Here is a 21,713-nt window from a genome sequence, read left to right on the forward strand (position 1 = left end):
TTGACAGCGCGGCGCGACGCATCCTTGTTAGGCACAGGCCTTCTCCGAACCGGGCCCCGCTCCATATTGGCGATGAACCATCCGGATTGAAGAGGTCCGCCAATGGCGGAACGAGACGCTTGATCGACGACGAAAACGGCACGCATAAGAGCTCGACCCTCGCCCCTTTCCGGCACGGTATTTTCCGCGCAGTGTGGACAGCCAGCCTCGCCTCCAATTTCGGCGGGCTGATCCAGAGCGTCGGCGCGGCATGGCTGATGACCTCCATCACCACCTCCTCCAACATGGTGGCGCTGGTCCAGGCCTCGACGGCACTGCCGATCATGCTGTTCTCGCTCGTCTCCGGGGCCATTGCCGACAGCTTCGACCGCCGCAAGGTGATGCTTGTGGCGCAGGGCCTCATGCTGCTCGTGTCGGTGCTGCTCACCATTTTCGCCTACCAGGGCCTCATCACACCTTGGCTGCTCCTGTCCTTCACCTTCATGATCGGCTGCGGTACCGCCCTCAACAATCCCTCATGGCAGGCATCAGTGGGAGACATGGTGCCGCGCGAGGACCTGCCGGCGGCCGTGGCGCTGAACTCGATGGGCTTCAACCTGACCCGCTCGGTAGGCCCGGCCATCGGCGGCATCATCGTCGCGGCGGCCGGTGCCGCCGCCGCCTTCGCCGTCAATGCCGCCAGCTATGTGGCGCTGCTCACCGTCCTGTCTCGGTGGCAGCCGAACCTCATGGCCTCCAAGCTGCCGCGCGAGACGTTGGGAGCGGCGATGGGCGCCGGCATCCGCTACGTCGCCATGTCGCCCAATATCGGCAAGGTCCTGTTGCGGTCGTCCGTATTCGGCTTCACCAGCGGCTCGATCCTGGCGCTGCTGCCGCTGGTCGCACGCGATCTGGTCAGGGGTGGCCCGCTCACCTACGGCATCATGCTGGGGGCCTTCGGCCTCGGCGCGGTGGTCGGCGCACTGCTCAGCGGCCGGCTGCGCCAGATGCTCGCCAGCGAGGTGATGGTGCGCTGTGCCTTCATCGGCTTCTCGATCTGCGCGCTGACGGCGGCCCTCAGTTCCAATGCCTGGCTTACCGCCGCGGGCCTGCTGATCGGCGGTGCCTGCTGGGTGCTGGCGCTGTCGCATTTCAACATCACGGTGCAAATGTCTACCCCGCGCTGGGTGGTGGGGCGGGCGCTTTCCATCTACCAGACATCGACCTTCGGCGGCATCGCGCTTGGAAGCTGGGTATGGGGCGTGGTGGCCGAAGCGCATGGCGTCGAAGCGGCGCTCATCGCCTCCTCCATCTCCATGCTGGTCGGCGGCGCCCTCGGTTTCGCCGTGCCGTTGCCGCAACTGACGACGATGAACCTCGATCCGCTCAACCGCTGGACCGAGCCGCTCCTGTCGCTCGACCTGAAACCGCGCAGCGGCCCCATCGCCATCCTGATCGAATATGTCATCAGGGAAAAGGACCTGCCCGAATTCATCGAGCTGATGGCCGAGCGCGGCCGCATCCGCCGCCGCGACGGCGCCCGCAACTGGACGCTGGCGCGCGATCTCGAGAACCCCGACATCTGGATCGAGAGCTACCACACGCCCACCTGGCTGGAATATGTGCGCCACAACACCCGCGCCACCTTTGCCGATGCGGAGATCTCCGAGCGCATCCGGGCGCTGCACAGCGGCTCGGAACGGCCGCGGGTGCGCCGCATGATCGAGCGCCAGACCAGCGCACAGCAGGCCATCGTCACACCCAAGGGTCCGATCGACCTGCACTGACCGTGCCGTCCGGGAATGCCCCTCGCGTCAGCCTGCCAGCGGCCGGGCCTTGAGCCAGAGAAACAGCGGGATGCGATTGTAGCGCCGAAGGCCCGCAGTCTCCGGCGCCGGCAACGGCTCGCGCAGCGCCGTGATGGCCAGCCCGGCATCTTCGAGCGCCGCCGCATAGGATTCGAGCGGCTGCGACCAGCCCGCGAAATCCATGCGCAACCCATCCCGCTCTTCCATGCCCTCGAAGCGCTCGATGCCGAAATAGCTGCCTTCCAGCATGAACGGGGCGTCCAGTTCGGGGCCCGCGAAGCGGCCACGATCGCGGAAGGGATGCACCAGCGAAACGATCAGCTCGCCGCCCGGCTTCAGCACGCGGCGGATTTCCTTCACCGTGGCCGGCACGTCCTGCACGTCCATCAGCACATTGTAGGCGACGGCCTTGTCGAAACGCCCGTCCTCGAACGGTATCGCATCGCCGCCGGCCACCACATAGGCGTCGGCCGAATCCGCCTGCCGGGCAGCCTCGATCATCTCGGCCACCGGATCGAGGGCGGTCACCCGATAGCCGAGCGCCTTCAATTCGCGCGACACCCTGCCCTCACCGCAGCCCACGTCGAGCACATCGCCTGTGCCGCTGCCGATGAACGCCAGCAGCGCATCGCGATAGGCCCAGAACGCGTCATGCCCCGGCGCCCGCGCCCAGCGGATCCAGTCCGCCGCCACCCGCGTCCAATGATCCTTGTCATCCTGCCCGTTCATGACGCCTCCTGTGCTTTCCATCGCAAAGGCGCGGTCTATAGCGGACCGGCGGGGCGGTTTCCACCTTCGCCCTCCCATTCTCGCACAAGCTTCGCCTTCTAAGGTTGCAGCGCCCGAACTGCGCGCCGGCGGGCATGGAATGTGGAGAAGCAGGTGGCCCTGGCAGAAACAGCGATATCCGGCAGCGCCGGCAAGAACAGCCGCGACATCTTCTTCGCGCTGGGCATCGTCGTCATTCTCGCGGTGCTGTTCCTGCCGATTCCCGCCTTCCTGATCGACATGGGGCTGGCCTTTTCCATCGCGCTGTCGGTGCTGATCCTCATGGTCGCGCTATGGATCCAGCGCCCGCTCGACTTCTCCTCGTTCCCGACCATCCTGCTGATCGCCACGATGCTGCGCCTGTCGCTCAACATCGCCACGACGCGCGTCATCCTCTCGCACGGCAACGAAGGGACGCATGCGGCGGGCCACGTCATCTCGGGCTTTTCCAGGCTCGTCATGTCGAGCGACTTCGTCATCGGCCTGATCGTGTTCCTGATCCTGATCGTGGTGAACTTCATCGTCATCACCAAGGGCGCGACGCGTATCGCCGAGGTCGGCGCGCGCTTCACCCTCGACGCCATTCCCGGCAAGCAGATGTCGATCGACGCCGACCTTTCCGCCGGCACCATCGACGACAAGACCGCGCAGCTGCGCCGGCGCGAACTGGAAGAGGAATCCTCCTTCTTCGGCTCCATGGACGGCGCGTCGAAATTCGTGCGCGGCGACGCCATCGCCGGCCTCATCATCACCGCCATCAACATCGTCGGCGGCATCGCCATCGGCTATCTGCGCCACGGCATGAGCATGGGCGAGGCCGCCGACGTGTTCATCAAGCTTTCGGTCGGCGACGGCCTCGTCACCCAGATTCCGGCGCTGATCGTCTCGCTGGCCGCCGGCCTGCTGGTCTCCAAGGGCGGCACGCGCGGCTCGGCCAACCAGGCCGTGTTCGGCCAGCTCGGCGCCTACCCGCGCGCGCTCTATGTCGCCGCCTCGCTGCTGGCCCTGCTCGGCCTGATGCCCGGCCTGCCGCTGTTCCCCTTCCTGGTGCTGGCCTGCGCCATGGCCGGGCTCGGCTACGTCATCCCGATGCGCCAGAAGCGCGAAGAGGCCGCCGAGGAGAACGCCCGCAGGACCGAGGCCGCCGCCAAGGCCGACGAGGAAAAGAACTCGGTCAAGGCCTCCCTCGCCACCGCCGAGATCGAGCTGCTGATCGGCAAGCAGCTTTCGACGCGGCTGCTCACCTCGCATCAGGAACTCGCCTTCCGCATGGGCAAGATGCGCAAGAAGTTCGCGCAGCAATACGGCTTCGTGGTGCCCGAAGTGCGGCTGACCGATGACTTCGCCATTCCGCCCAAGAGCTATCAGATCAAGATCCACGGCACGGTGGTGGCCGAATACGAGATGCGCGTCGGCGAGATCATGGTGCTGCTGGGCAACCGCACCCTGCCCGACATTCCGGGCGAGGAGGTCAAGGAACCGGCCTTCGGCATGCGCGCCTATTCAGTGCTGGAAACCTTCGCCGAGGATTTGAAGCGCGAGCGCTTCACCTTCGCCGACAACATGTCGGTGCTGCTCACCCACCTTTCCGAGGTGGTGCGCAACAACCTGCCGCAGCTTCTTTCCTACAAGGACATGAAGGCGCTTCTGGAACGCCAGGACCCGGAATATCGCAAGCTTGCCGACGAGATCTGCACCACCCACCTCTCCTATCCGGGCCTGCAGGCGGTTCTGAAGCTGCTTCTGGCCGAGCGCGTGTCGATCCGCAACCTGCACCTCATCATCGAGGCCATCGCCGAGATCGCGCCGCATATCCGCCGCACCGAGCAGATCGTCGAGCATGTGCGCATCCGCATGGCCCAGCAGATCTGCGGCGACCTGTCCGAAGGCGGCGTGCTCAAGGTGCTGCGGCTCGGCAACCGCTGGGACCTCGCCTTCCACCAGAGCCTCAAGCGCGACGCCAAGGGCGAAATCCGCGAATTCGACATCGACCCGCGCCAGCTCGAGGAATTCGGACAGGACGCCACCAAGGCGATCCGCAGCCATCTGGAGGCCGGCGAGCGTTTCGTGCTGGTCACCGCGCCCGACGCACGCCCCTATGTGCGCATGATCATCGAGCGCCTCTACCCGACCTTGCCGGTGCTCAGCCATGTCGAGATCGCGCGGGGCGTCGAAATCCGCGTGCTGGGGACGATTTCGTGACCCGCTTGAGGCACTTGTGAGCGTGACCGGGGCTGTACCCCCACCCCTGCCCGGAACGGGTCCATGACGGGTCTTGCCGATCTCAGCCAGACCGCCATACTGGCGGCCTTCCTAGCCTTCTGCCGCATCGGCGCGTGCATGATGGTGATGCCCGGCTTCTCCAGCGCGCGCGTGCCCATGCAGGTGCGCCTGTTCACCGCCGTCGCCGTCACCATCGCCCTGCTCGCCTTCCTGTGGGATCGCATCCACCCCTTCGTCGATGTGCGTCCGTCCATCCTCGCGCCGATGATCGTCTCGGAGCTGCTGGTGGGCGGCCTGATCGGCGCGCTGACCCGGCTCTACATGGAAGCGATGCGCTTCATCGGCACCGCCATCGCCATGCTGATGGGGTTCAACAGCATGGGCGGCACGGCGATCGAGGAGGCCGATCCGCAGGGGCCGCTTGCCGCCCTCATCTCAATGTCGGCGCTGCTTCTCCTGTTCGTGTTCGACTTCCATCAGGAAATCATCCGCGCCCTCATCGCCTCCTATTCGATCGCGCCGGTCAACGTGTTCTTCAACCCGCAGGCGGCGCTGATCGACGTGGCCGACACGGTGTCGGAGAGCTTCTTCCTCGTGCTGCGGCTGGGCAGCCCCTTCATCGCCTATGCCATACTGGTCAACCTGACCGTCGGCTTCGTCAACAAGCTGACGCCGCAGATCCCGATCTACTTCATCTCCCTGCCCTTCGTCGTCGCAGGTGGGCTGATCCTGTTCTATTTCGCCTTCTCGACCATGCTTTCGCTGTTCGCCGACGGCTTCCTCGGCATGACGCTGGCAAGGTGACCCCATGACGCCACGCACCCGGCGCCTGAAGAAACTCGTCAAGGTCCAGGACCAGCTCAAGGCCCTGCACGAAATGCGCCACGCCATGCACCTGGCCGCCGCCGCCGCCGCAAAGCGCGAGGCCGAGGAACTGGTCGCCGGGTTCGACGCACCCGGCTCGCTGTCTTCCCTGTTTCCGGAGGTCTACCATCGCAGGATCGCCGATGCCGTCACCCGCGCCGGGACCGAGCTTGAGATGGCTCGCGGCGAGGCGGCGCAACTGGCCACGGCAACGGCACGCACCAACATGGTGCAGCGTGATTACCGCGAGGCCCGGCGCGCCGACGAACGCCGCCTCGCCGAGCGCACTTTGCTCGACCTCATCGAGCAGAAGCAGGCCGGCAAGTAGACTCACGTCAGCCTGCGGCAAGCTTTCCGAGGCATGATCTAACTTGAGAAAAACGGCGGAAGGTTCTTTTCTTGGCGATCTCTCCCCCCAGCGACATCGTGCTCGACGTGGCCCGCGCCGCCGATCCGGCCGATGTCCGCAAGGCCCATGCCGAGTTGCTGAACCGCACCGGCGGCACGGACGCCGCATTCGAGGCCGCCGGGACCGCATCCGTTGCGGCGCGCGCGCCAAAGCCGGCGGACGGCGCCGGCAGCTTCAAGCGCTTCGAGGCGATGGTGCTGCAAACCTTCATCGAGACCATGCTGCCGAAGGACGCCGAAGGCGTCTACGGCAAGGGGTTCGCCGGCGATATGTGGAAGGCGCGCATGGCCGAGCATCTTGCCGACGTGGTTTCCGATCGCGGCGGCATCGGCATCGCCAAATCGCTGGCTGCCGCCCAGTATCTCACCGGATCATACGGGGAAACCATCGTGCCGGTCTCGGCCAATCCGCAAAAAGCCGAACTGAACGATCAGCTCAGCATGTCCTCGTCGCTCGTCCACCAGATCCAGATGCGGATCGTGCGCTCGCTCGGCGATGCCGGTCCGGCCCAGACAGAGCTCCCCAGCAAGTAAGGCAGGGTCATGAACGAATATTCCGAATTCACTCCCGCCCTGCCCGCCCGCCTCGGTTCCGCGGACCCTGCCGCCTCGTCCGTCGCGCCCGGAAGCCTTGCCGCCATCATCGGCCGCATCGAGGAGGCCGTCGAAGCCGAAACCGCCGCCATCCGCACCGATCCCGGCTTCGACATCAAGGCCTCCAACGCCCGCAAGAGCCGCTATCTCTATGAACTGAACCGCGCGATGAAGACCGGGCGACCGGAAAACCTGGCCGAACATCGCGACGGGCTCCAGCGCCTGCGCCAGAAACTGGCCCGCAACGAGGCGGCGATCCTGGCGCATCTCAACGCGGTGACCGAAGTGGCCAACCTGCTGAAGAATGCGATCCAGCACGCCGAGGCCGACGGCACCTATTCCGCCGGCGGGTTCGGCTGGGCGCAGCCATGATCCGGACAGCCCCCGCGCCATGATAAAGTTCGTCGTCGCAGCCCTCTGGATAAGCGCCGCCACGGTCGGCGCCGTGTTCTATTCGTTTCAGAATTCCGGCAAGGACGACAATGCGGCACCGGCACCGGCCCTTTTCGGCGGCCTCGATTATGTGAAGACGGACATCATCACCGTACCGGTGGTGCGCAACGCCAGGGTCGACGGCTATTTCATCGCCAGGCTGGTGTTCACCGCCGAGCCTGCCAAGCTCAACAAGCTTTCGGTGCCGCCTTCGGCGCTGATCGCCGATCAGGTCTATTCCTACCTCTATTCCAATCCCCAGTTCGATTTCTCCGACCGCGCCGCGCTGGACCTCGATGCCTTCCGCGCCGGGGTTCGCGACAACATCAATGCCCGCGTCGGCGACAAGCTGGTCCACGAAGTGCTGGTCGAACAGGTCGATTTCCTGACCAAGGACGACATCCGTGACAATGCCAAGCGTCGCCGAAAGCCCGCCACGCAGCCAGCGGAGGCACCGCAGGCCGGCACACATTGAAGAGACGGATTGAGCGTTTCCCTTGAAATCACGTTGACGTAAACGTCAATACCAACCTATAAAGCGGCGAACGGTGCGCGATGTGCCCTCTCTTGGGCGCGAGCATTGCCCCGTAAACGCAACAGCGCAAGAGCGCGAAAATCACGGGAAGAGAGCCATGGGCGTGCAGGACATTGCAGACAGGCTGAAGTCGCAGGTCGAGAGTTCCGGTTTCGACCGGTCGGTGAAGTTCGATACGGGAAGCGACGGCGTGATCCTGATCGACGGCGCCAGCATCTCCACCACCGACGGCCCGGCCGACTGCACCATCAAGCTTTCGCTCGACGATCTGGAAGCGCTGCTTGCCGGCGAGCTGAACCCGACCATGGCCTTCATGAGCGGCAAGCTGAAGATCGAGGGCGACATGTCGATCGCCATGCAGCTCAGCCAGCTCATCGGCTGATCCGCGAGACGCCGATCCGCAGAAATGAAAAAGCCGCCTGAGCAAGGCGGCTTTTTTTCGTTCAGGCAGCGTGCGTCCGTTCGTTGCGCAGCTTGCGGCCGGAGGCGGTGACGATCCCGCACGCACCGTCCAGTGTGCCGCCCGCCAGTTCCAGCGCCAGCAGGCGATGGCGCTCGTAGGGGCCCGGCATGGCAAGCGTGCCGGTGCGCTCGGCCGAAAAGCCGAAGCGGCTGTAATAGGGCTCGTCGCCCACCAGAAGGATCGCGCCATGGCCAAGGCGCTCTGCCTCGGCGATGGCCTGGCGCATGAGCGCCGAGCCGATGCCGGCGCTCTTCACCGCCGGCTCGACGGCCAGCGGCCCGAGCAGCAGCGCGGGCCGGCCGCCCGCGCCAAGCGTGACGTTCCACAGCCGCACCGTGCCGAGCAGCGCGCCCTCGGCCGAGCGGGCGACGAGCGCCAGCCCTTCCGCCGGCCTGCGGCCGCGCCGCAGCTTCTCGGAAGACTTGCGCTTGCGCCCCGGCCCCATGGCACGGTCGAGCAAGGCCTCCCGCGCTGCCACGTCGGCAGGCAGTTCGGCTTCCACAGTGAATGCCGGCAGGTGCTGGACGACACCGGCGGTCTGGAAATCGGTGGTGGCGATGGCAAGGCTGTTCATGTCCGCGATCCTTCACAGGCGGATAATTTCCACGAGCGAACCTGCGCGCCGGCAAACGCATGGCCCCGAAGCCTGTTTGCTTCGGAAAGGACCATGCGTCAGTGAGGTTTCACCGGCGCACAGATGATCTGGCGGGTTTGCGACCCGTCAGATCACGTAGGATCGGAGAGGCTCGAAGCCGTTGAAGGCGACCGCCGAATAGGTGGTCGTGTAGGCTCCGGTGCCTTCGATCAGCACCTCGTCGCCGATGGTCAGCGACAGGGGCAGCGGATAGGGCTTCTTCTCGTACATGACGTCGGCCGAATCGCAGGTCGGGCCGGCCAGCACGCAGGGCTCCACCGCATCGCCGTCACGCGGGGTGACGATCGGGTAGCGGATGGCCTCGTCCATGGTCTCGGCCAAGCCGCCGAACTTGCCGATGTCGAGATAGACCCAGCGCACATTGTCGTTGTCGGCCTTCTTCGAGATCAGCACCACCTCGGACTTGATGACGCCCGCATTGCCGACCATGCCGCGGCCCGGCTCGATGATGGTCTCCGGCAGGCGGTTGCCGAAATGCCGCGACAGCGCCTCGAAGATCGCCTGGCCATAGGCCTGCGCCGCCGGCACGTCGCTGAGATAACGCGCCGGGAAGCCGCCGCCCATGTTGACGAGCTTGAGCACGATGCCTTCGGCGGCAAGCTTTCCGAACACGTCCGCGGCATCCGCCAGCGCGCGGTCCCAAGCGGTGAGGTCCGTCTGCTGCGAGCCGACATGGAACGACACGCCATAGGCATCGAGGCCGAGCGCGGCGGCATGGCGCAGCACGTCGACGGCCATCGCCGGCACGCAGCCGAACTTGCGCGACAGCGGCCACTCGGCGCCTTCGCCGTCGGTCAGCACGCGGCAGAACACCCGGGCACCCGGGGCGGCGCGGGCGATCTTCTCGACCTCTTCCACACAGTCGACCGCGTAGAGGCGGATGCCGAGCTCATGGGCACGCGCGATGTCGCGCTCCTTCTTGATGGTGTTGCCGAAGCTGATGCGGTCGGGCGACGCGCCGGCATCCAGCGCCATCTCGATCTCGGCGACCGAGGCGGTGTCGAAGGACGAGCCCATCGAGGCGAGCAGGCGCAGAATCTCGGGCGCGGGATTGGCCTTCACCGCGTAGAAGATGCGCGAATCGGGAAGCGCCTTCTCGAAGGCGCGATAGTTCTCCTGCACCACGTCGAGATCGACGATGAGGCACGGCCCGCTCGGACGTCGGGTGGCGAGGAAATCGAGGATACGCTGAGTGGCCATCGGCTTGTCTCCATCACGCCTGAAAGGCGCGCGCAAAGGCTGCGTCATGCGGGCGCGCGGCCTCGCTTGAACGCGGTGGACAAAGCGGGAAGGGAATCTGCGGGGAGCCGGCCGGTGGAGACACCGGAACCCCGAAACGCCTTTCCGCGGCGATGAGCTGAAGCCTTGCCCGGCTTCGGCTCGCTTTGTCTGCCTTGGCTTGGATGGGAGATCCCAACCGCACTGCCGGCAATGAAGGTGTGCCTCTTCAGTAACCCCGATCTATGGACGATCGGCAGACACCAGAAAGGCCCGCACCGTCGTTGCTTCAAGACGTCCTCGATCAGGTGGTTGGCCACTTGACCGACCGGGCTCGTTACTTCCCGGGTACCGTCCCGACTGTCCTCGCCATTCGAGGGGCCGGGGGACGCCCACAGGCACGTGCGACTTTGGGCAAGCGCGATATAGGTACATCGTCCGTCACAATCAATTAAATTCTTCGCCTGCCTTGAAAAAACACCGGCATCGAACAATCCTGTCATCATCGTTTCATGTATGGAGACGATGGCTGCCCCGCTTGTCCCGCTGAAGGAAGATCCATGGATACGCTGACCCGCATGCGCGCATTCATAGATGTGGTGGAAGCGGAGGGTTTTTCGGCCGCGGCACGCAAGATTGGCCGCTCCAAGGCGCTGCTTTCCAAATATGTGCGGGAGCTGGAGGACGAATTGGGCGCGCTTCTGCTCAACCGCACCACGCGCCAGTTCTCGCTGACCGAGGCGGGGCACACCTATTACAAGCGGGCCTCCGAGATCGTGCGCGAGATCGACAGCCTCGCTGATTCGGTGCGCGAATCATCGGGCGACGTGCGTGGCCGCATCAAGCTCTCGGCCCCCCGCACCCTGGCCGACGCACCGATCGGCCAGTCGCTGATCGATTTCGCCAAGGCGCATCCCGACATCGTGCTGGAGATCAATCTCGACGACCGCTTCGTCGATCTGGTCGAGGAGGGTTTCGACCTTGCCATCCGCATTTCGCGGCTGGAAAGCTCGTCGCTCATCGCCCGCAAGCTGGCGCCGTTTTCGGTGCGCGTCTGCAGCGCGCCGGACCTGATCGCCAGGTACGGCACGCCGACCCGGCCGCAGGACCTTGCCGGCATGCCCTGCATAGTCGACACCAACGGCCGCTGGCTTGCCAACTGGCCGTTCAAGGGCGAAAGCGGCGACACCATCAGCGTGACCGTCTCCGGCCCCATCGAGGTGAACAGCCCGATCGCCGCGCGCGCCGCCGCCGTCTCCGGGCTCGGCTTTGCCGGCCTGCCCGACTTCATCGCCGCCCCGGAGATCGCCGCCGGGCGGCTGGTGCCGGTTCTGGACGACAGGGCCCTCGAGGGTGGCGGCATCTTCGCGGTCTATCCGCACCGCCGCTACCTGCCGGCCAAGGTGCGGGTCTTCGTCGACTATCTGGCCAACTGGTTCAAGGCCCGCGAAACCTCGTGACAATGGCGGTCCGGTCCCATTTTCGCCCCGTTTGTGATAATCCTCGGGCACGCGGCGCAAGCACGGGAACCATGACGATAAAGAAGCCCTTCAAACACACGGTGCTGAAGGCCGGGGTGGCATTGTCCACACTGCTGGCCTGCACCGTCCCGGCAAGCGTGCATCCGCATGTGTTCGCCGAAGCGCGCCTCGACGTGGTGCTCGGTTCCGACCATCAGACAGTGACGGCGCTGCGCCATCTGTGGCGCTTCGACGACCTGTTCTCCTCGACCGTGCTGATGGAGTTCGACGCCAATGCCGACCTCAAGCTCGACGATGCCGAGCTGCAGGAGGTGGCCAGCACCATCCACGCGTCGCTGGCGGAGTTCAACTATTTCCAGCTCGTCACCGTGGACGGCAAGGACGTCAAGATGAAAGCGCCGGCCAGCATCATGGCCAATTTCGAGAACAACCAGCTCATCATCCTGTTCGAATCGCAGCCGGAAACGCCGATCAGGCTCGCCGGCGATATTCGCCTCGGCGTCTACGACCCCACTTTCTATACGGCCATCGACTTCACCGAAGACGCCAACATGGCGGTGGAGGGCCTGCCGCCCTCCTGCACGCGCACGATCATCCGGCCCGATCCCGACACCGCTCTGGCCGAAAACCAGCAGACCCTGACCGAGGCCTTCTTCAACGACCCGGCGGGCACCGACATGAGCAAGATCTTCGCCACCAAGCTCGAACTGAAATGTCAGGCATGAGGACCGCCCCGTGAACAAGACCTTCGTGCGCACGACGCTCGCTTTCCTGACCCTTGCCTACGTGGTGGCCCATTTCGCCGGTCACGCCCATGCCCAGAGCTCGCTCGGCATCGGCACCAACGACGCCATCGTGCCCTCGAGCGGCCTGTTTTCCAGCCTGATGATCTGGATCAACCAGCACCAGCAGGCCTTCTACCGCTCCCTGTCCACCGCCATGAAGGCGCTGCGCGACGACGGCGGCCAGGTCTGGCTGCTGGTCGGCCTGTCCTTCGCCTATGGCGTGTTCCATGCCGCCGGGCCGGGCCACGGCAAGGCGGTCATCTCCTCCTACATGCTGGCCAACGAGGTGGCGCTGCGCCGTGGCGTCATGCTCTCCTTCGTCTCCGCCTTCCTGCAGGCGGCCACCGCCATCGCGGTCATGCTGCTCGCCTATTTCGTGCTGCGCGGTACGTCCGTGTCGATGACCAACGCCGCGCACTTCCTCGAAATCGCCAGCTATGTCTTCGTCACCGGCTTCGGCGCCTGGCTGTTGTGGAAGAAGGCCGGACCGCTGGTGAAGCGGCTCGCCGGCGCCGCTCCCGCGCACAGCCTGTCAGCCGCGCATGCATCCCATGCGCATCACGATCATGATCATCACGACGGACATTGCGGCCACGATCATCATCATGGCCACCATCACGACCATGCCAATCACCATGAGGACGGCGCCGTGTGCTCGACTTGCGGCCACTCGCACGCGCCCGATCCCACGCTGCTCTCGTCCGAGCGCTTCGACTGGCGCACGGCATGGTCGGCCGTCGCCGCCGTCGGCCTCAGGCCCTGCTCCGGCGCGCTGATCGTGCTGTCCTTCGCCCTGCTGAACGGCCTGTGGCTGGCCGGCATCCTGTCGGTTCTGGCCATGGCGCTCGGCACGGCGATCACCGTCTCGGCGCTGGCGGTGCTGGCCGTCACGGCCAAGAACTGGGCGGTGATGCTGGCCGGCGGCGGCAGGCTCGGCAACCGCATCCACACCGCCATCGAGATCGGCGCCGCCGCCTTCATCTTCCTCGTCGGCCTGACGCTGCTGTCGGCAAGCCTCAGCGTATAGCTAGTTTTTGTTGCGGCTGCGGGAGCGCAGCCAGAAGAACACGAACGGTGCCAGCAGCACCAGCGCGACGACCAGCGCGCCAAGCACCGGCGAGATCTTACCGACCGCCAGCATGATGGTCGGCACGAAATAGAGGAACACGCAAAAGACCCCCAGGATCAGGAAGGTGGCGAGCGCCGTCTGTCTGGTTTCGCGGTCCATCGTCGTTCCTCGGCTGGCCGGCGGCCCTCGGGCCGCCCGTCTCAATGATAGTGACGATGCTTTGCCACGTCCGGCTGCGAATGGCCATGGTGTCCGTCATGATCGCCCTCGCCGTCGGCGCAGCGGTCGAACTCGGTCTCGACCGTCGCGTGCTCCACGCCATGCTCCGCCGCAAGGCGGGCCTTGATGGCGGCGACGACCGGAGATGCCTCGACGCCCTCGTCGAGGCAGGCGTGCAGCGTCGCCATATGCCTGGAACCGTCCAGCGACCACAGATGCACGTGATGCACCTCGCGCAGGCCGGCGACATTGGCCCTGAGGTCGGCCGCGATCGCATCGCGGTCGAGCGTGTCCGGCGTGCCTTCCAGAAGCAGGTGCGCCGCCTCGCGCATCAGCCGCCACGCCGTCGACAGGATGATGACCGCGACCAGCACCGACAGGATCGGATCGATCGGGTTCCAGCCGGTGGCAAGGATGATCAGCGCCGCCGCGATCGCCGCGACCGAGCCAAGCAGATCGCCCACCACATGCAGGATCGCGCCGCGCATGTTGAGGCTTTCGCGGTCGCCGCCGTGCAGGATCAGGAAGCCGGCGATATTCACCAGCAGGCCGAGCGTGGCGATGACCAGCATCGGCGCGCCAAGCACCGGCGGCGGCTCCAGGAAGCGCTGCCATGCCTCGTAGACGATCCATATCGCGATGACGAAAATGGCGATGCCGTTGGTGTAGGCGACCAGCGTCTTGACCCGCCCGAAGCCGTAGGACATCCGGCTGGTGGCCGGCCGCTCGGCCAGATGGAAGGCATACCAGGCTAGGCTGAGCGCCAGCGTGTCGGTGAGCATGTGACCGGCATCGGCCAGCAGCGCCAGCGAGTTGGTGAACAGGCCGCCCAGCGCTTCGGCCACCATGAAACCGCCGGTGAGGCAGGCCGCGAACATGACCCGGCGCTTGTCGGTGGAGCCGTGCACATGCGCGCCGCCCCCGCCATGTCCATGGGCACCATAATCATGCGGTGCGTGGTCGGGTCCGTCATGGTCATGCGAATGGGCCATGCCAAGCAGCCTTTCAGGCGCCGAAGGCGGCGCGAAACTCTTCCAGCCTTTTCACCTGCCTGCCTTCCGCGTCGAAATTCGACGGGTCGAGCCAGGTCTCATAGGCCCTTTTCAATGCGGGCCATTCCTTGTCGATGATCGAATACCATGCCGTGTCGCGATTTGCGCCCTTCACCACCATGTGCTGGCGGAAAAGGCCCTCGAAGCGGAAGCCGAAGCGTTCCGCCGCGCGCTTGGAGGGCGCGTTGGCGTCGTTGCACTTCCATTCATAGCGGCGATAACCCAGTTCATCGAGCACATAGGCCGCGAACAGGAACTGCGCCTCGGTGGCGGCCGGCTTGCGCGATATCAGCGGCCCCCAATAGATGTTGCCGATCTCGGCGACGCCATTGGCCGGATCGATGCGCATCAGCGTCTGGCGCCCGGCCACCTTGCCGCTGGCCTTGTCGATGACCGTAAAGAACAGCGGATCGGGGCTCGCCTCGACCTTGTCCAGCCATGGCTGGAAGGCGGCGCGATCCGGCGGCGGCACATCCGGCAGCCAGGCAAAGCGCGAACCGGCATCCGGCACCGACGAGGCCTCGAACAGGCCATCGCCATGGCGTCCTGCATCCAGCGGCTCCAGCCGCACGAACCTGCCTTCGAAAACCTTGCGCTCGGGGCGCGGTCTGGCCTGCCAGTCGGTCAGGTCTTCAGCCATGGTCACTCTCCCTCCGGATTTGCCGTACAAGGCTCACAGGAAAGCGCCCGGCCGGTAAGAACCAGCGAAGCGGGAGAAATGTTCCAAGCTGGCGCTTCATCCTCTGCCGACAAAAGGCATCTTGGTCGCCATCACCGTCATGAACAGCACATTGGCATCGAGCGGCAGGCCGGCCATGTAGACGACCGCCTCCGCCACCCGCTCGACATCCATCACCGCCTCGACCGCAACGCTGCCGTCGGCCTGCTGGATGCCGGCCGCCATGGGGGCTGCCATTTCGGTCATGGCGTTGCCGATGTCGATCTGGCCGCAGGCGATGTCGAACGGCCGGCCGTCGAGCGCCAGCGTCCTGGTAAGCCCGGTGATCGCATGCTTGGTGGTGGTGTAGGGCACCGAGCCCGGACGCGGTGCATGAGCCGAGATCGACCCGTTGTTGATGATGCGCCCGCCCATCGGGCTTTGCCGGCGCATGGCGCCGAACGCGGCCCGGGCGCACAGGAAGGAACCGGTGAGGTTGACGCCCACCACCTCGTTCCAGCTCTCGACCGGAATTTCATCGATGGGGGCAGCCTTGCAGCCCATGCCGGCATTGTTGAAGAGCAGATCGACCCGCCCGAACATCTCGATGGCGACGGCGAACAGGTCCTCCACCTGCTCCGGCACGGTCACGTCGCAGGAAACCGCCAGACCCTTCGCCTCGGTGCCGGTAATCTCACGCACCGCCGCGTCCAGCGGCTCCTTGCGGCGGCCGCAGAACACCGTGTTCCAGCCGTCGCGCAACAAAGCCTGCGCCACGCTCCTGCCGATGCCGGAGCCTGCGCCGGTAACGATTGCCGTTCCCTTGATTGCCATGCCTCTTCCTCCATACCCGCCCAGCGATTGCAGAACCGGGCATCCAAGGCAAGCATACAAAAAGGGCGGTCATTCGCGACCGCCCCAATTTGCGTACAGCGCCCGGGAGGAGGAAGGCGCCGCGCCTGGATGGAATGCTGCGCCCATAAGGTTAACAAGACCTTAACGGGCTTGGCGCCTTACCAGGGCGAACCGGGAACCGGTGCCGGCTGCGGCGCGCCGGACGACGTGACCGTCGCCTCGACATGATCGACGAGCTGGTCGGGCAGACCGAGCCGGCCCGCCAGAAGGTCGAGATAGCCGCGCTCGGCGCGGGTGTCGGCGTTGATGGCAAGGCGCGAGGCGGTGTAAAGCTCCACCTTCTGCGCTTCCGTCCTGGCCGTGGCGACCAGCGCGTCGAGGTCGAGCGGCGATTCCAGTTCCGCCTTCAGGAAAGCCTCAGCCTCGGCATCCAGCCCCGAAAGGCTGAGCTTCTCGCCGATGCGGCGCTTCTCCTCGTCATCGATCTTGCCGTCCGCCTTGGCGGCGGCGATCATGGCGCGCACCAGCGTCAAGGCGAATTCGGCCTCGCCCTGCGGCGCCTGCGAGGGATGGAACTCGGTATCGGCCGGCGGCGGCAGCAGCACCTGCTCGTCCGTCGACGCGGTTTCAGCCGGTTTCTTGCCGTTCTGGTAGTTCTGATAGGCCTTGTAGGCAAGACCGCCGATGGCGGCCAGCCCGCCCAGCTTGAGCGCCGCGCCTCCGACCTTGCGGCCGGGTTCCGTGCCCAGAAGAACGGCCGCGATCGCGCCGGCCGCCAGGGGATTGTCCTTGGCCATCTGGATCGCCTGTCCGGCCTTGTCGCGCACCGTTCCGGTGGTTCCGGGCACCTGCGAACCGAGCAGGTCGTCGAGAAGCTTCTTGGGATCGAACATCGGCACCTCCGCTAGAGCAATTCCAGAAAAGTGGAAACCGGTTTTCCGTTCGGAATTGCGTAAACGCCATTATCCCTGACGGCCGTTTCCTGTCGGGGATAGGTAGGGCGGCGACCTTGTCATTACAATGACGCCGCGCGTCGAGCCCGAATAAAAGAGCGGCGGATCAGCTTCCGATATGTTCCCTGCCCCGGCGGGCGGCCAGTTCCACCTGGCGCTGGCGCTCGGCATAGCGCGCCCGGTCTGCGTCGGTGCGGCTGTCATGGCAGTAATCGCAGGAGATGCCGGGGCTGAATTTCGGCGAGGCGCGCTCGGCCGGCGTCAGCGGATGCCGGCAGGCGCGGCACAGTTCCGCCTCGCCTTCCTCCAGCCCGTGCGTGACCGACACGCGCTCGTCGAAGACGAAGCACTCGCCTTCCCACAGGCTCCGGTCGGCCGGCACCTCCTCCAGATATTTGAGAATGCCGCCCTTGAGGTGGAATACCTCGTCGAACCCGAGCGATTTCACGAAGGCGGTCGCCTTCTCGCAGCGGATGCCACCGGTGCAGAACATGGCGATCTTGCGGTTTTCCAGTTCGCCCCTGTGCCCGTCCACCCATTCGGGGAATTCACGGAACGTGGCGGTGCGCGGATCGACCGCGCCCTTGAAGGTGCCGAGCGCCACTTCGTAGTCGTTGCGCGTGTCGATGACGATGGTATCGGGGTCCGAGATCAGCTCGTTCCATTCGGACGGCATGACATAGGTGCCGACACTCTCCAGAGGATCGATGCCCTCGACACCCATGGTCACGATCTCGCGCTTCAGCCGCACCTTCATGCGGTGGAAAGGCATTTCGGCCGCCTGGCTGTATTTGACGTCGATCCCGGCCAGCTCGGGCTGAGCGTCCAGATACGCGACCAGTTCGGCAACCGCCGTCTCGCTGCCGGCGACCGTGCCGTTGATGCCTTCGTGCGCCAGAAGCAGCGTGCCCTTGATGCCATGCCCGCAGCAGAAGGCGGCTAGCGGCGCGCGCAGTTCCTCGAACCGCTCCAGCCGGCAGAAGCGGTAGAGGGCGGCGACGCGGAAGGGCTCCGGAGCGGGGTTTTCGTTCATGGCCCCGGGCCTAGCGCTTCCCGATCGTGGATTCAAGATGCCTGCACGCAAAGCGAAAGGCACGCAATTGCCATGCGTTTCCGGCGTTCGAGGCCTAGGATAACGGATTTCGGCCGGCTTTTTATGCCCGCTCTGCGAACCCGGCTGAAACTGGCCCCCGTCAACAGGAGTTTCCAAGGGGGAGCCAGAGCCGATGTTCAGCGATGCCGTCATTCGCGAAGCACATGCCGCCGCCGGGCCGGCGGGGATCGAGCCCGCCGCGCTGCTTGCCGTGATGGAAGTGGAGAGCGGCGGGCGTCTGTTCGCCACCGTCAACGAACGCAGCGAACCGCTGATCCGTTTCGAGGGCCACTATTTCGACCGCCGCCTAACCGGCAAAAAGCAGGCCCGCGCCCGCGAACTCGGCCTTGCGGCCCCGGCAGCGGGCGCGGTCGCCAATCCCTCGACCCAGGCCGGACGCTGGGCCTTGCTGGGCATGGCGACGGAGATCGACGCCAAGGCGGCCTATGAATCCACTTCCTGGGGCATCGGGCAGGTGATGGGCGCGCACTGGCTGTGGCTCGGCTATCCCAATGTGCAGGCCCTGGTGGCCGAGGCGCGTTCCGGCGCGGCCGGCCAGATCCGGCTGATGGTGCGCTACATCGACAAGGCCGGGCTGGCCAGATCGCTCCACGCCCATGACTGGCCGGCCTTTGCGCGCGGCTACAACGGCCCCGACTACGCCCGGAACGGCTATGACAAGAAACTTGCCGCCGCCTACCAGCGCCATGCAGCCGCAGCGAAGGCTTCCTCCGTGGGTCCCCTGCTTCGGCTCGGCTCCCGAGGCGATGCGGTTGCCGAATTGCAACGCCGCCTCAACCGGCTCGGCTATCCCTTGCAGGCGGACGGCCTGTTCGGCCGGGCAACACAGGCGGCTCTGCGCAACTTCCAGAGGGATCGTGGCCTCGTCCCGGATGGTATAGCCGGCCCGCAAACCCATGCCGCGCTGGCAAAGGCCGACGCCGGCCTGCTGCCGCGATGGTGGCGCAGGGTGAAGGCCGGCATTGCCGGGCTTTTTCGTCGCACCTGACCTCGTCGCTCACATGGACTTGCCAAATTGCCTGTGTTAAATCGGTTGAATTACCGGTTCAGTGAAAGATTGCCATGTTGAACAAGTCCGAAAAGCTGGTTTCCCTGCTCGGCGGCCAGCCTGTGATCCCCGTGCTCAAGATCGCCGACGCCAAACAGGCGGTGCCGCTGGCCCGGGCGCTGGCGCGAGGCGGCCTGCCGGCCATCGAGATCACGCTGCGGACTGCCGACGCGCTGGAAGCGATCCGCCGCGTCGCCGGCGAGGTCGAGGAGGCCATGGTCGGCGCCGGCACCATCCTCGATCCGGCGCAATATGACGCCGCAGCCACGGCAGGATCGCGCTTCATCGTCAGCCCCGGCATCACCAAGGAATTGCTGAAAGCATCGGCCGACAGCGACGTGCCCTTCCTGCCCGGCGCGATCACCCCGGGCGAGATCATGGCCGGCAGGCAGGCCGGGCTGACCTTCCTGAAATTCTTCCCCGCCGAACAGGCCGGCGGCGCCGCGTTCCTCAAGGCGCTGGCTTCACCCATCGCCGACGTGAAATTCTGCCCCACCGGCGGCGTCAGCGCCGTCAATGCCCGCAGCTATCTCGACCTGCCGAACGTGATTTGCGTTGGTGGCTCATGGGTCGCCCCGGACGATCTCGTCAGGGCAGGCGACTGGGGCCGCATCGAGGAACTGGTGCGCGAGGCGGCGGGGTTGCGCAAGCCAGTGTAGAAAGCCGGCCTGCATGAAAAAAAGCGCCTGCGGGCAGGCGCTTTTTGGATCGATCCCGGCACCGGGCCGCTTTCGGTGTCAGCCCGAAACCTCAGTTCACCTTGGGCTCGAAGCGGGCCACGGAGAGGAAGTTCACCGCCGTTCCGGTGAACTGGTTGGCCTTGGCCATCTCGTTGCGGGCCTTGAAGCCGGTCGTGTAGACTTCGGTCGGCGCCGTGCGAACCAGATTGTAGGCATAGCGCGGTGCCGTGGCGGCGTTCGAGGCCTTCACCACATACTCGCCGGAATTGAGCGCCCAGCGCGCAAGCTGCGGCTCTGCGGAGACGACGACGGCCTTCGGATCGGGCTTGGCGGCGCCGGCGGTCGGGCGGGCGTCCTTGCGCGTCGTCTTCACCGATCCGCCGATGGCGCCGGCCGGATCGGCCGGCTGCTCGATGGCCGCCGCGCGCGGCGAAGCGGTGACGGCGTCGATACCGGTGGGGTCGACGAAAGCCGAGCGCGGCGACGGTACCGCCGCCACCTGATACTCGCCGGCATCGGCCTGTTCCAGCAATGCCTTGACCTCGTCGTTCGGACGGGCGGTGGGCACCACGGCAAGATTGTCCGCACCCGGGCGCATCTCGTCGGCGGCCAGCGCCAGCAACGCCGGCGCATCCTCGGTCGCGGCCTCAGGCTTCAGGGCCTGCTCCGGCCGGAAGCTCGGCACCGGGATCACGGCTGGACCCTCATTGGCAGCAACCTGCGGGGCCGGCTCGCCGCTGGCCTGGCCGAACGGCACATTGTCCGGCGTCGGGCTCAGGGCCGCCGTCTGCACGGGGCTGACATCGGCCGCGCCGAACGGAACCGTGTCAGGCGTCTCGACGCCCACCTCGGCCTTGGGCCGCGGCGCGGCACCCGGCAGCGGAATGCTTCTGGCAGGCAGGGCCGCGATGATGGTCTCCGGCGTCTCCTGCGGCTCGTCGGCCATTTGCGGCAGTTCGGCGCGGTTGGCCTGGTCGGGCGACAGGACGGCGATGCCCGGCAGCGTCTCCTGTCCGCCGGAGGCCGGCTTCTTCGCAGCCGTCGCAACCGGCTTCTTCGGCGCCGGTGCGGCCGCCACGGCCACGCCGTTATCCTCTTCCTCGTCGGCGCCGCCGCCGAAGAGAGCCGCGAGCAGGCCGCCGGACTTGCCGGTCGACTTGGGCGAACCGGCCAGCGCGATGGCGGGCGAGCCGGCGGCGCTGCGCGCCTTGTAGGCGGCCAGCGCCTGCTCATAGCCCGGCAGCGGCTTGCCGTCGCTCGGCACATGCAGCGTCTTGCCGTCGGGGAACACGCGCGCCAATTCCTTGCGGCTGATGCCCGGCCAGTGGCGGACATTGCCGACGTCCATGTGGACGAAGGGCGAGCCGGAGGTCGGATAGTAGCCGACGCCGCCGCCCTGCATCTTGAGGCCGATGTCGCGCAGCTTCTTCAGCGGCACGCCGGGAATGAAGAAGTCCATCGCCTTGCCGAGCATGTGCTGGCTCTTCTTGGCGACGCCGCGGCTGCGGCCGCGCAGCATGGAATTGGTGGCCGGCGAACGATAGGCGCTGACGACGTGGATATAGTCGCGCGAGCCGCTCGCCCGATAGGCTTCCCACACCAGGTCGAGCAGGCGCGGGTCCATCTTGGTGGGCTCGTTGCGGCGCCAGTCGCGCAGGAAGACGTTGAGCTTCTTCAGTCCGGCCTGATCGTAGCGGCCGTTGCGCTTGAACACGATCTCCGCCTTCTCCTTGGTGTGGAGATTGTGGAGCTTGAGCGCCCTCACCTCCGCCTGCGCGGCGGTGGCGGAAACCGAATAGAGACCGAAAGCGCATACCGCTGCCACCAGCCATTTGGTGAAGCTGCCGCAGGG

23 protein-coding genes are annotated in these 21,713 nt (G+C 66.0%); 13 read left to right on the forward strand and 10 right to left on the reverse strand.

Annotated elements, in window-relative coordinates; translation table 11 throughout:
- The first annotated feature begins 119 nt into the window (after positions 1–119).
- Complete coding sequence (locus ACVCNR_RS05490) at positions 120–1,766, forward strand: MFS transporter (protein WP_447074049.1); 1,647 nt, start codon at positions 120–122, stop codon at positions 1,764–1,766.
- Positions 1,767–1,793: 27 nt separating this feature from the next.
- Here ACVCNR_RS05490 and ACVCNR_RS05495 read toward each other — a convergent pair whose 3' ends face one another.
- A complete protein-coding gene (locus ACVCNR_RS05495) occupies positions 1,794–2,516 on the reverse strand; it encodes a class I SAM-dependent methyltransferase (protein WP_447074050.1) in 723 nt (240 codons plus the stop codon).
- A 153-nt stretch (positions 2,517–2,669) separates the two neighbouring features.
- Between ACVCNR_RS05495 and flhA the strand changes: the two genes are divergently transcribed.
- The 7 genes from flhA to ACVCNR_RS05530 all read left to right on the forward strand — a co-directional run bounded on the left by flhA (position 2,670) and on the right by ACVCNR_RS05530 (position 7,993).
- Positions 2,670–4,757, forward strand: coding sequence for a flagellar biosynthesis protein FlhA (gene flhA / locus ACVCNR_RS05500; protein WP_354193960.1), 2,088 nt, complete (start codon positions 2,670–2,672; stop codon positions 4,755–4,757).
- 63 nt (positions 4,758–4,820) lie between these two features.
- Positions 4,821–5,582: a flagellar biosynthetic protein FliR gene (fliR, locus tag ACVCNR_RS05505; RefSeq protein ID WP_447074051.1), complete on the forward strand. Its 762-nt coding sequence runs from the start codon at positions 4,821–4,823 to the stop codon at positions 5,580–5,582.
- Positions 5,583–5,586: 4 nt separating this feature from the next.
- Entirely contained in the window at positions 5,587–5,970 is a 384-nt protein-coding gene (locus tag ACVCNR_RS05510; RefSeq protein WP_447074052.1) for a hypothetical protein, read from the forward strand.
- A gap of 71 nt (positions 5,971–6,041) precedes the next feature.
- Positions 6,042–6,584, forward strand: coding sequence for a rod-binding protein (locus ACVCNR_RS05515; RefSeq protein WP_354193957.1), 543 nt, complete (start codon positions 6,042–6,044; stop codon positions 6,582–6,584).
- Between the two features lie 9 nt (positions 6,585–6,593).
- A complete protein-coding gene (locus ACVCNR_RS05520) occupies positions 6,594–7,016 on the forward strand; it encodes a hypothetical protein (protein WP_354193956.1) in 423 nt (140 codons plus the stop codon).
- Between the two features lie 19 nt (positions 7,017–7,035).
- A complete protein-coding gene (locus ACVCNR_RS05525; protein WP_354193955.1) occupies positions 7,036–7,551 on the forward strand; it encodes a hypothetical protein in 516 nt (171 codons plus the stop codon).
- Positions 7,552–7,708: 157 nt separating this feature from the next.
- Positions 7,709–7,993 carry an SCP2 sterol-binding domain-containing protein gene (locus ACVCNR_RS05530; protein ID WP_354193954.1) on the forward strand — a complete coding sequence of 95 codons (285 nt, stop codon included), beginning with the start codon at positions 7,709–7,711 and terminating at the stop codon, positions 7,991–7,993.
- Between the two features lie 61 nt (positions 7,994–8,054).
- Here the strand turns inward: ACVCNR_RS05530 and ACVCNR_RS05535 are convergent, their stop codons facing one another.
- Positions 8,055–8,648 (reverse strand): GNAT family N-acetyltransferase, encoded by a 594-nt coding sequence (locus tag ACVCNR_RS05535; protein WP_447074053.1) that lies wholly within the window; start codon positions 8,646–8,648, stop codon positions 8,055–8,057.
- A 147-nt stretch (positions 8,649–8,795) separates the two neighbouring features.
- Entirely contained in the window at positions 8,796–9,929 is a 1,134-nt protein-coding gene (gene odc2 / locus ACVCNR_RS05540) for an ornithine/lysine decarboxylase (protein WP_447074054.1), read from the reverse strand.
- 578 nt (positions 9,930–10,507) lie between these two features.
- Between odc2 and ACVCNR_RS05545 the strand changes: the two genes are divergently transcribed.
- The 3 genes from ACVCNR_RS05545 (at position 10,508) to ACVCNR_RS05555 (ending at position 13,240) form a co-directional block, all read left to right on the forward strand.
- The gene (locus ACVCNR_RS05545; protein ID WP_447074055.1) at positions 10,508–11,407 is read left to right on the forward strand and encodes a LysR family transcriptional regulator; all 900 of its coding nucleotides are present in this window, start codon (positions 10,508–10,510) and stop codon (positions 11,405–11,407) included.
- Positions 11,408–11,478: 71 nt separating this feature from the next.
- The gene (locus tag ACVCNR_RS05550) at positions 11,479–12,153 is read left to right on the forward strand and encodes a DUF1007 family protein (RefSeq protein WP_354193950.1); all 675 of its coding nucleotides are present in this window, start codon (positions 11,479–11,481) and stop codon (positions 12,151–12,153) included.
- Positions 12,154–12,163: 10 nt separating this feature from the next.
- The gene (locus tag ACVCNR_RS05555) at positions 12,164–13,240 is read left to right on the forward strand and encodes a nickel/cobalt transporter (protein WP_447074056.1); all 1,077 of its coding nucleotides are present in this window, start codon (positions 12,164–12,166) and stop codon (positions 13,238–13,240) included.
- Here ACVCNR_RS05555 and ACVCNR_RS05560 read toward each other — a convergent pair whose 3' ends face one another.
- From ACVCNR_RS05560 to trhO, 6 genes are all read right to left on the reverse strand, one after another.
- The gene (locus ACVCNR_RS05560; RefSeq protein WP_354193949.1) at positions 13,241–13,441 is read right to left on the reverse strand and encodes a hypothetical protein; all 201 of its coding nucleotides are present in this window, start codon (positions 13,439–13,441) and stop codon (positions 13,241–13,243) included.
- A 41-nt stretch (positions 13,442–13,482) separates the two neighbouring features.
- Positions 13,483–14,493: a cation diffusion facilitator family transporter gene (locus tag ACVCNR_RS05565; RefSeq protein WP_447074057.1), complete on the reverse strand. Its 1,011-nt coding sequence runs from the start codon at positions 14,491–14,493 to the stop codon at positions 13,483–13,485.
- Between the two features lie 13 nt (positions 14,494–14,506).
- The gene (locus ACVCNR_RS05570; RefSeq protein WP_354193947.1) at positions 14,507–15,193 is read right to left on the reverse strand and encodes a GNAT family N-acetyltransferase; all 687 of its coding nucleotides are present in this window, start codon (positions 15,191–15,193) and stop codon (positions 14,507–14,509) included.
- Between the two features lie 96 nt (positions 15,194–15,289).
- On the reverse strand, positions 15,290–16,045 hold the full coding sequence (locus ACVCNR_RS05575) for an SDR family oxidoreductase (RefSeq protein WP_447074058.1): 756 nt from the start codon (positions 16,043–16,045) through the stop codon (positions 15,290–15,292).
- A gap of 179 nt (positions 16,046–16,224) precedes the next feature.
- On the reverse strand, positions 16,225–16,959 hold the full coding sequence (locus ACVCNR_RS05580) for a tellurite resistance TerB family protein (RefSeq protein ID WP_354193945.1): 735 nt from the start codon (positions 16,957–16,959) through the stop codon (positions 16,225–16,227).
- Between the two features lie 166 nt (positions 16,960–17,125).
- On the reverse strand, positions 17,126–18,052 hold the full coding sequence (trhO, locus tag ACVCNR_RS05585; protein WP_354193944.1) for an oxygen-dependent tRNA uridine(34) hydroxylase TrhO: 927 nt from the start codon (positions 18,050–18,052) through the stop codon (positions 17,126–17,128).
- A 193-nt stretch (positions 18,053–18,245) separates the two neighbouring features.
- Between trhO and ACVCNR_RS05590 the strand changes: the two genes are divergently transcribed.
- Both ACVCNR_RS05590 and ACVCNR_RS05595 read left to right on the forward strand, forming a co-directional pair.
- Positions 18,246–19,121, forward strand: coding sequence for an N-acetylmuramidase domain-containing protein (locus ACVCNR_RS05590; RefSeq protein WP_447074059.1), 876 nt, complete (start codon positions 18,246–18,248; stop codon positions 19,119–19,121).
- 74 nt (positions 19,122–19,195) lie between these two features.
- Entirely contained in the window at positions 19,196–19,840 is a 645-nt protein-coding gene (locus ACVCNR_RS05595; RefSeq protein ID WP_447074060.1) for a 2-dehydro-3-deoxy-phosphogluconate aldolase, read from the forward strand.
- Positions 19,841–19,931: 91 nt separating this feature from the next.
- On the opposite strand, the gene ACVCNR_RS05600 is transcribed toward ACVCNR_RS05595, so the two are convergent.
- Positions 19,932–21,686: a peptidoglycan L,D-endopeptidase MepK gene (locus ACVCNR_RS05600; RefSeq protein ID WP_447074061.1), complete on the reverse strand. Its 1,755-nt coding sequence runs from the start codon at positions 21,684–21,686 to the stop codon at positions 19,932–19,934.
- Positions 21,687–21,713 lie beyond the last annotated feature (27 nt).

Source organism: Aquamicrobium terrae, from assembly GCF_052978165.1.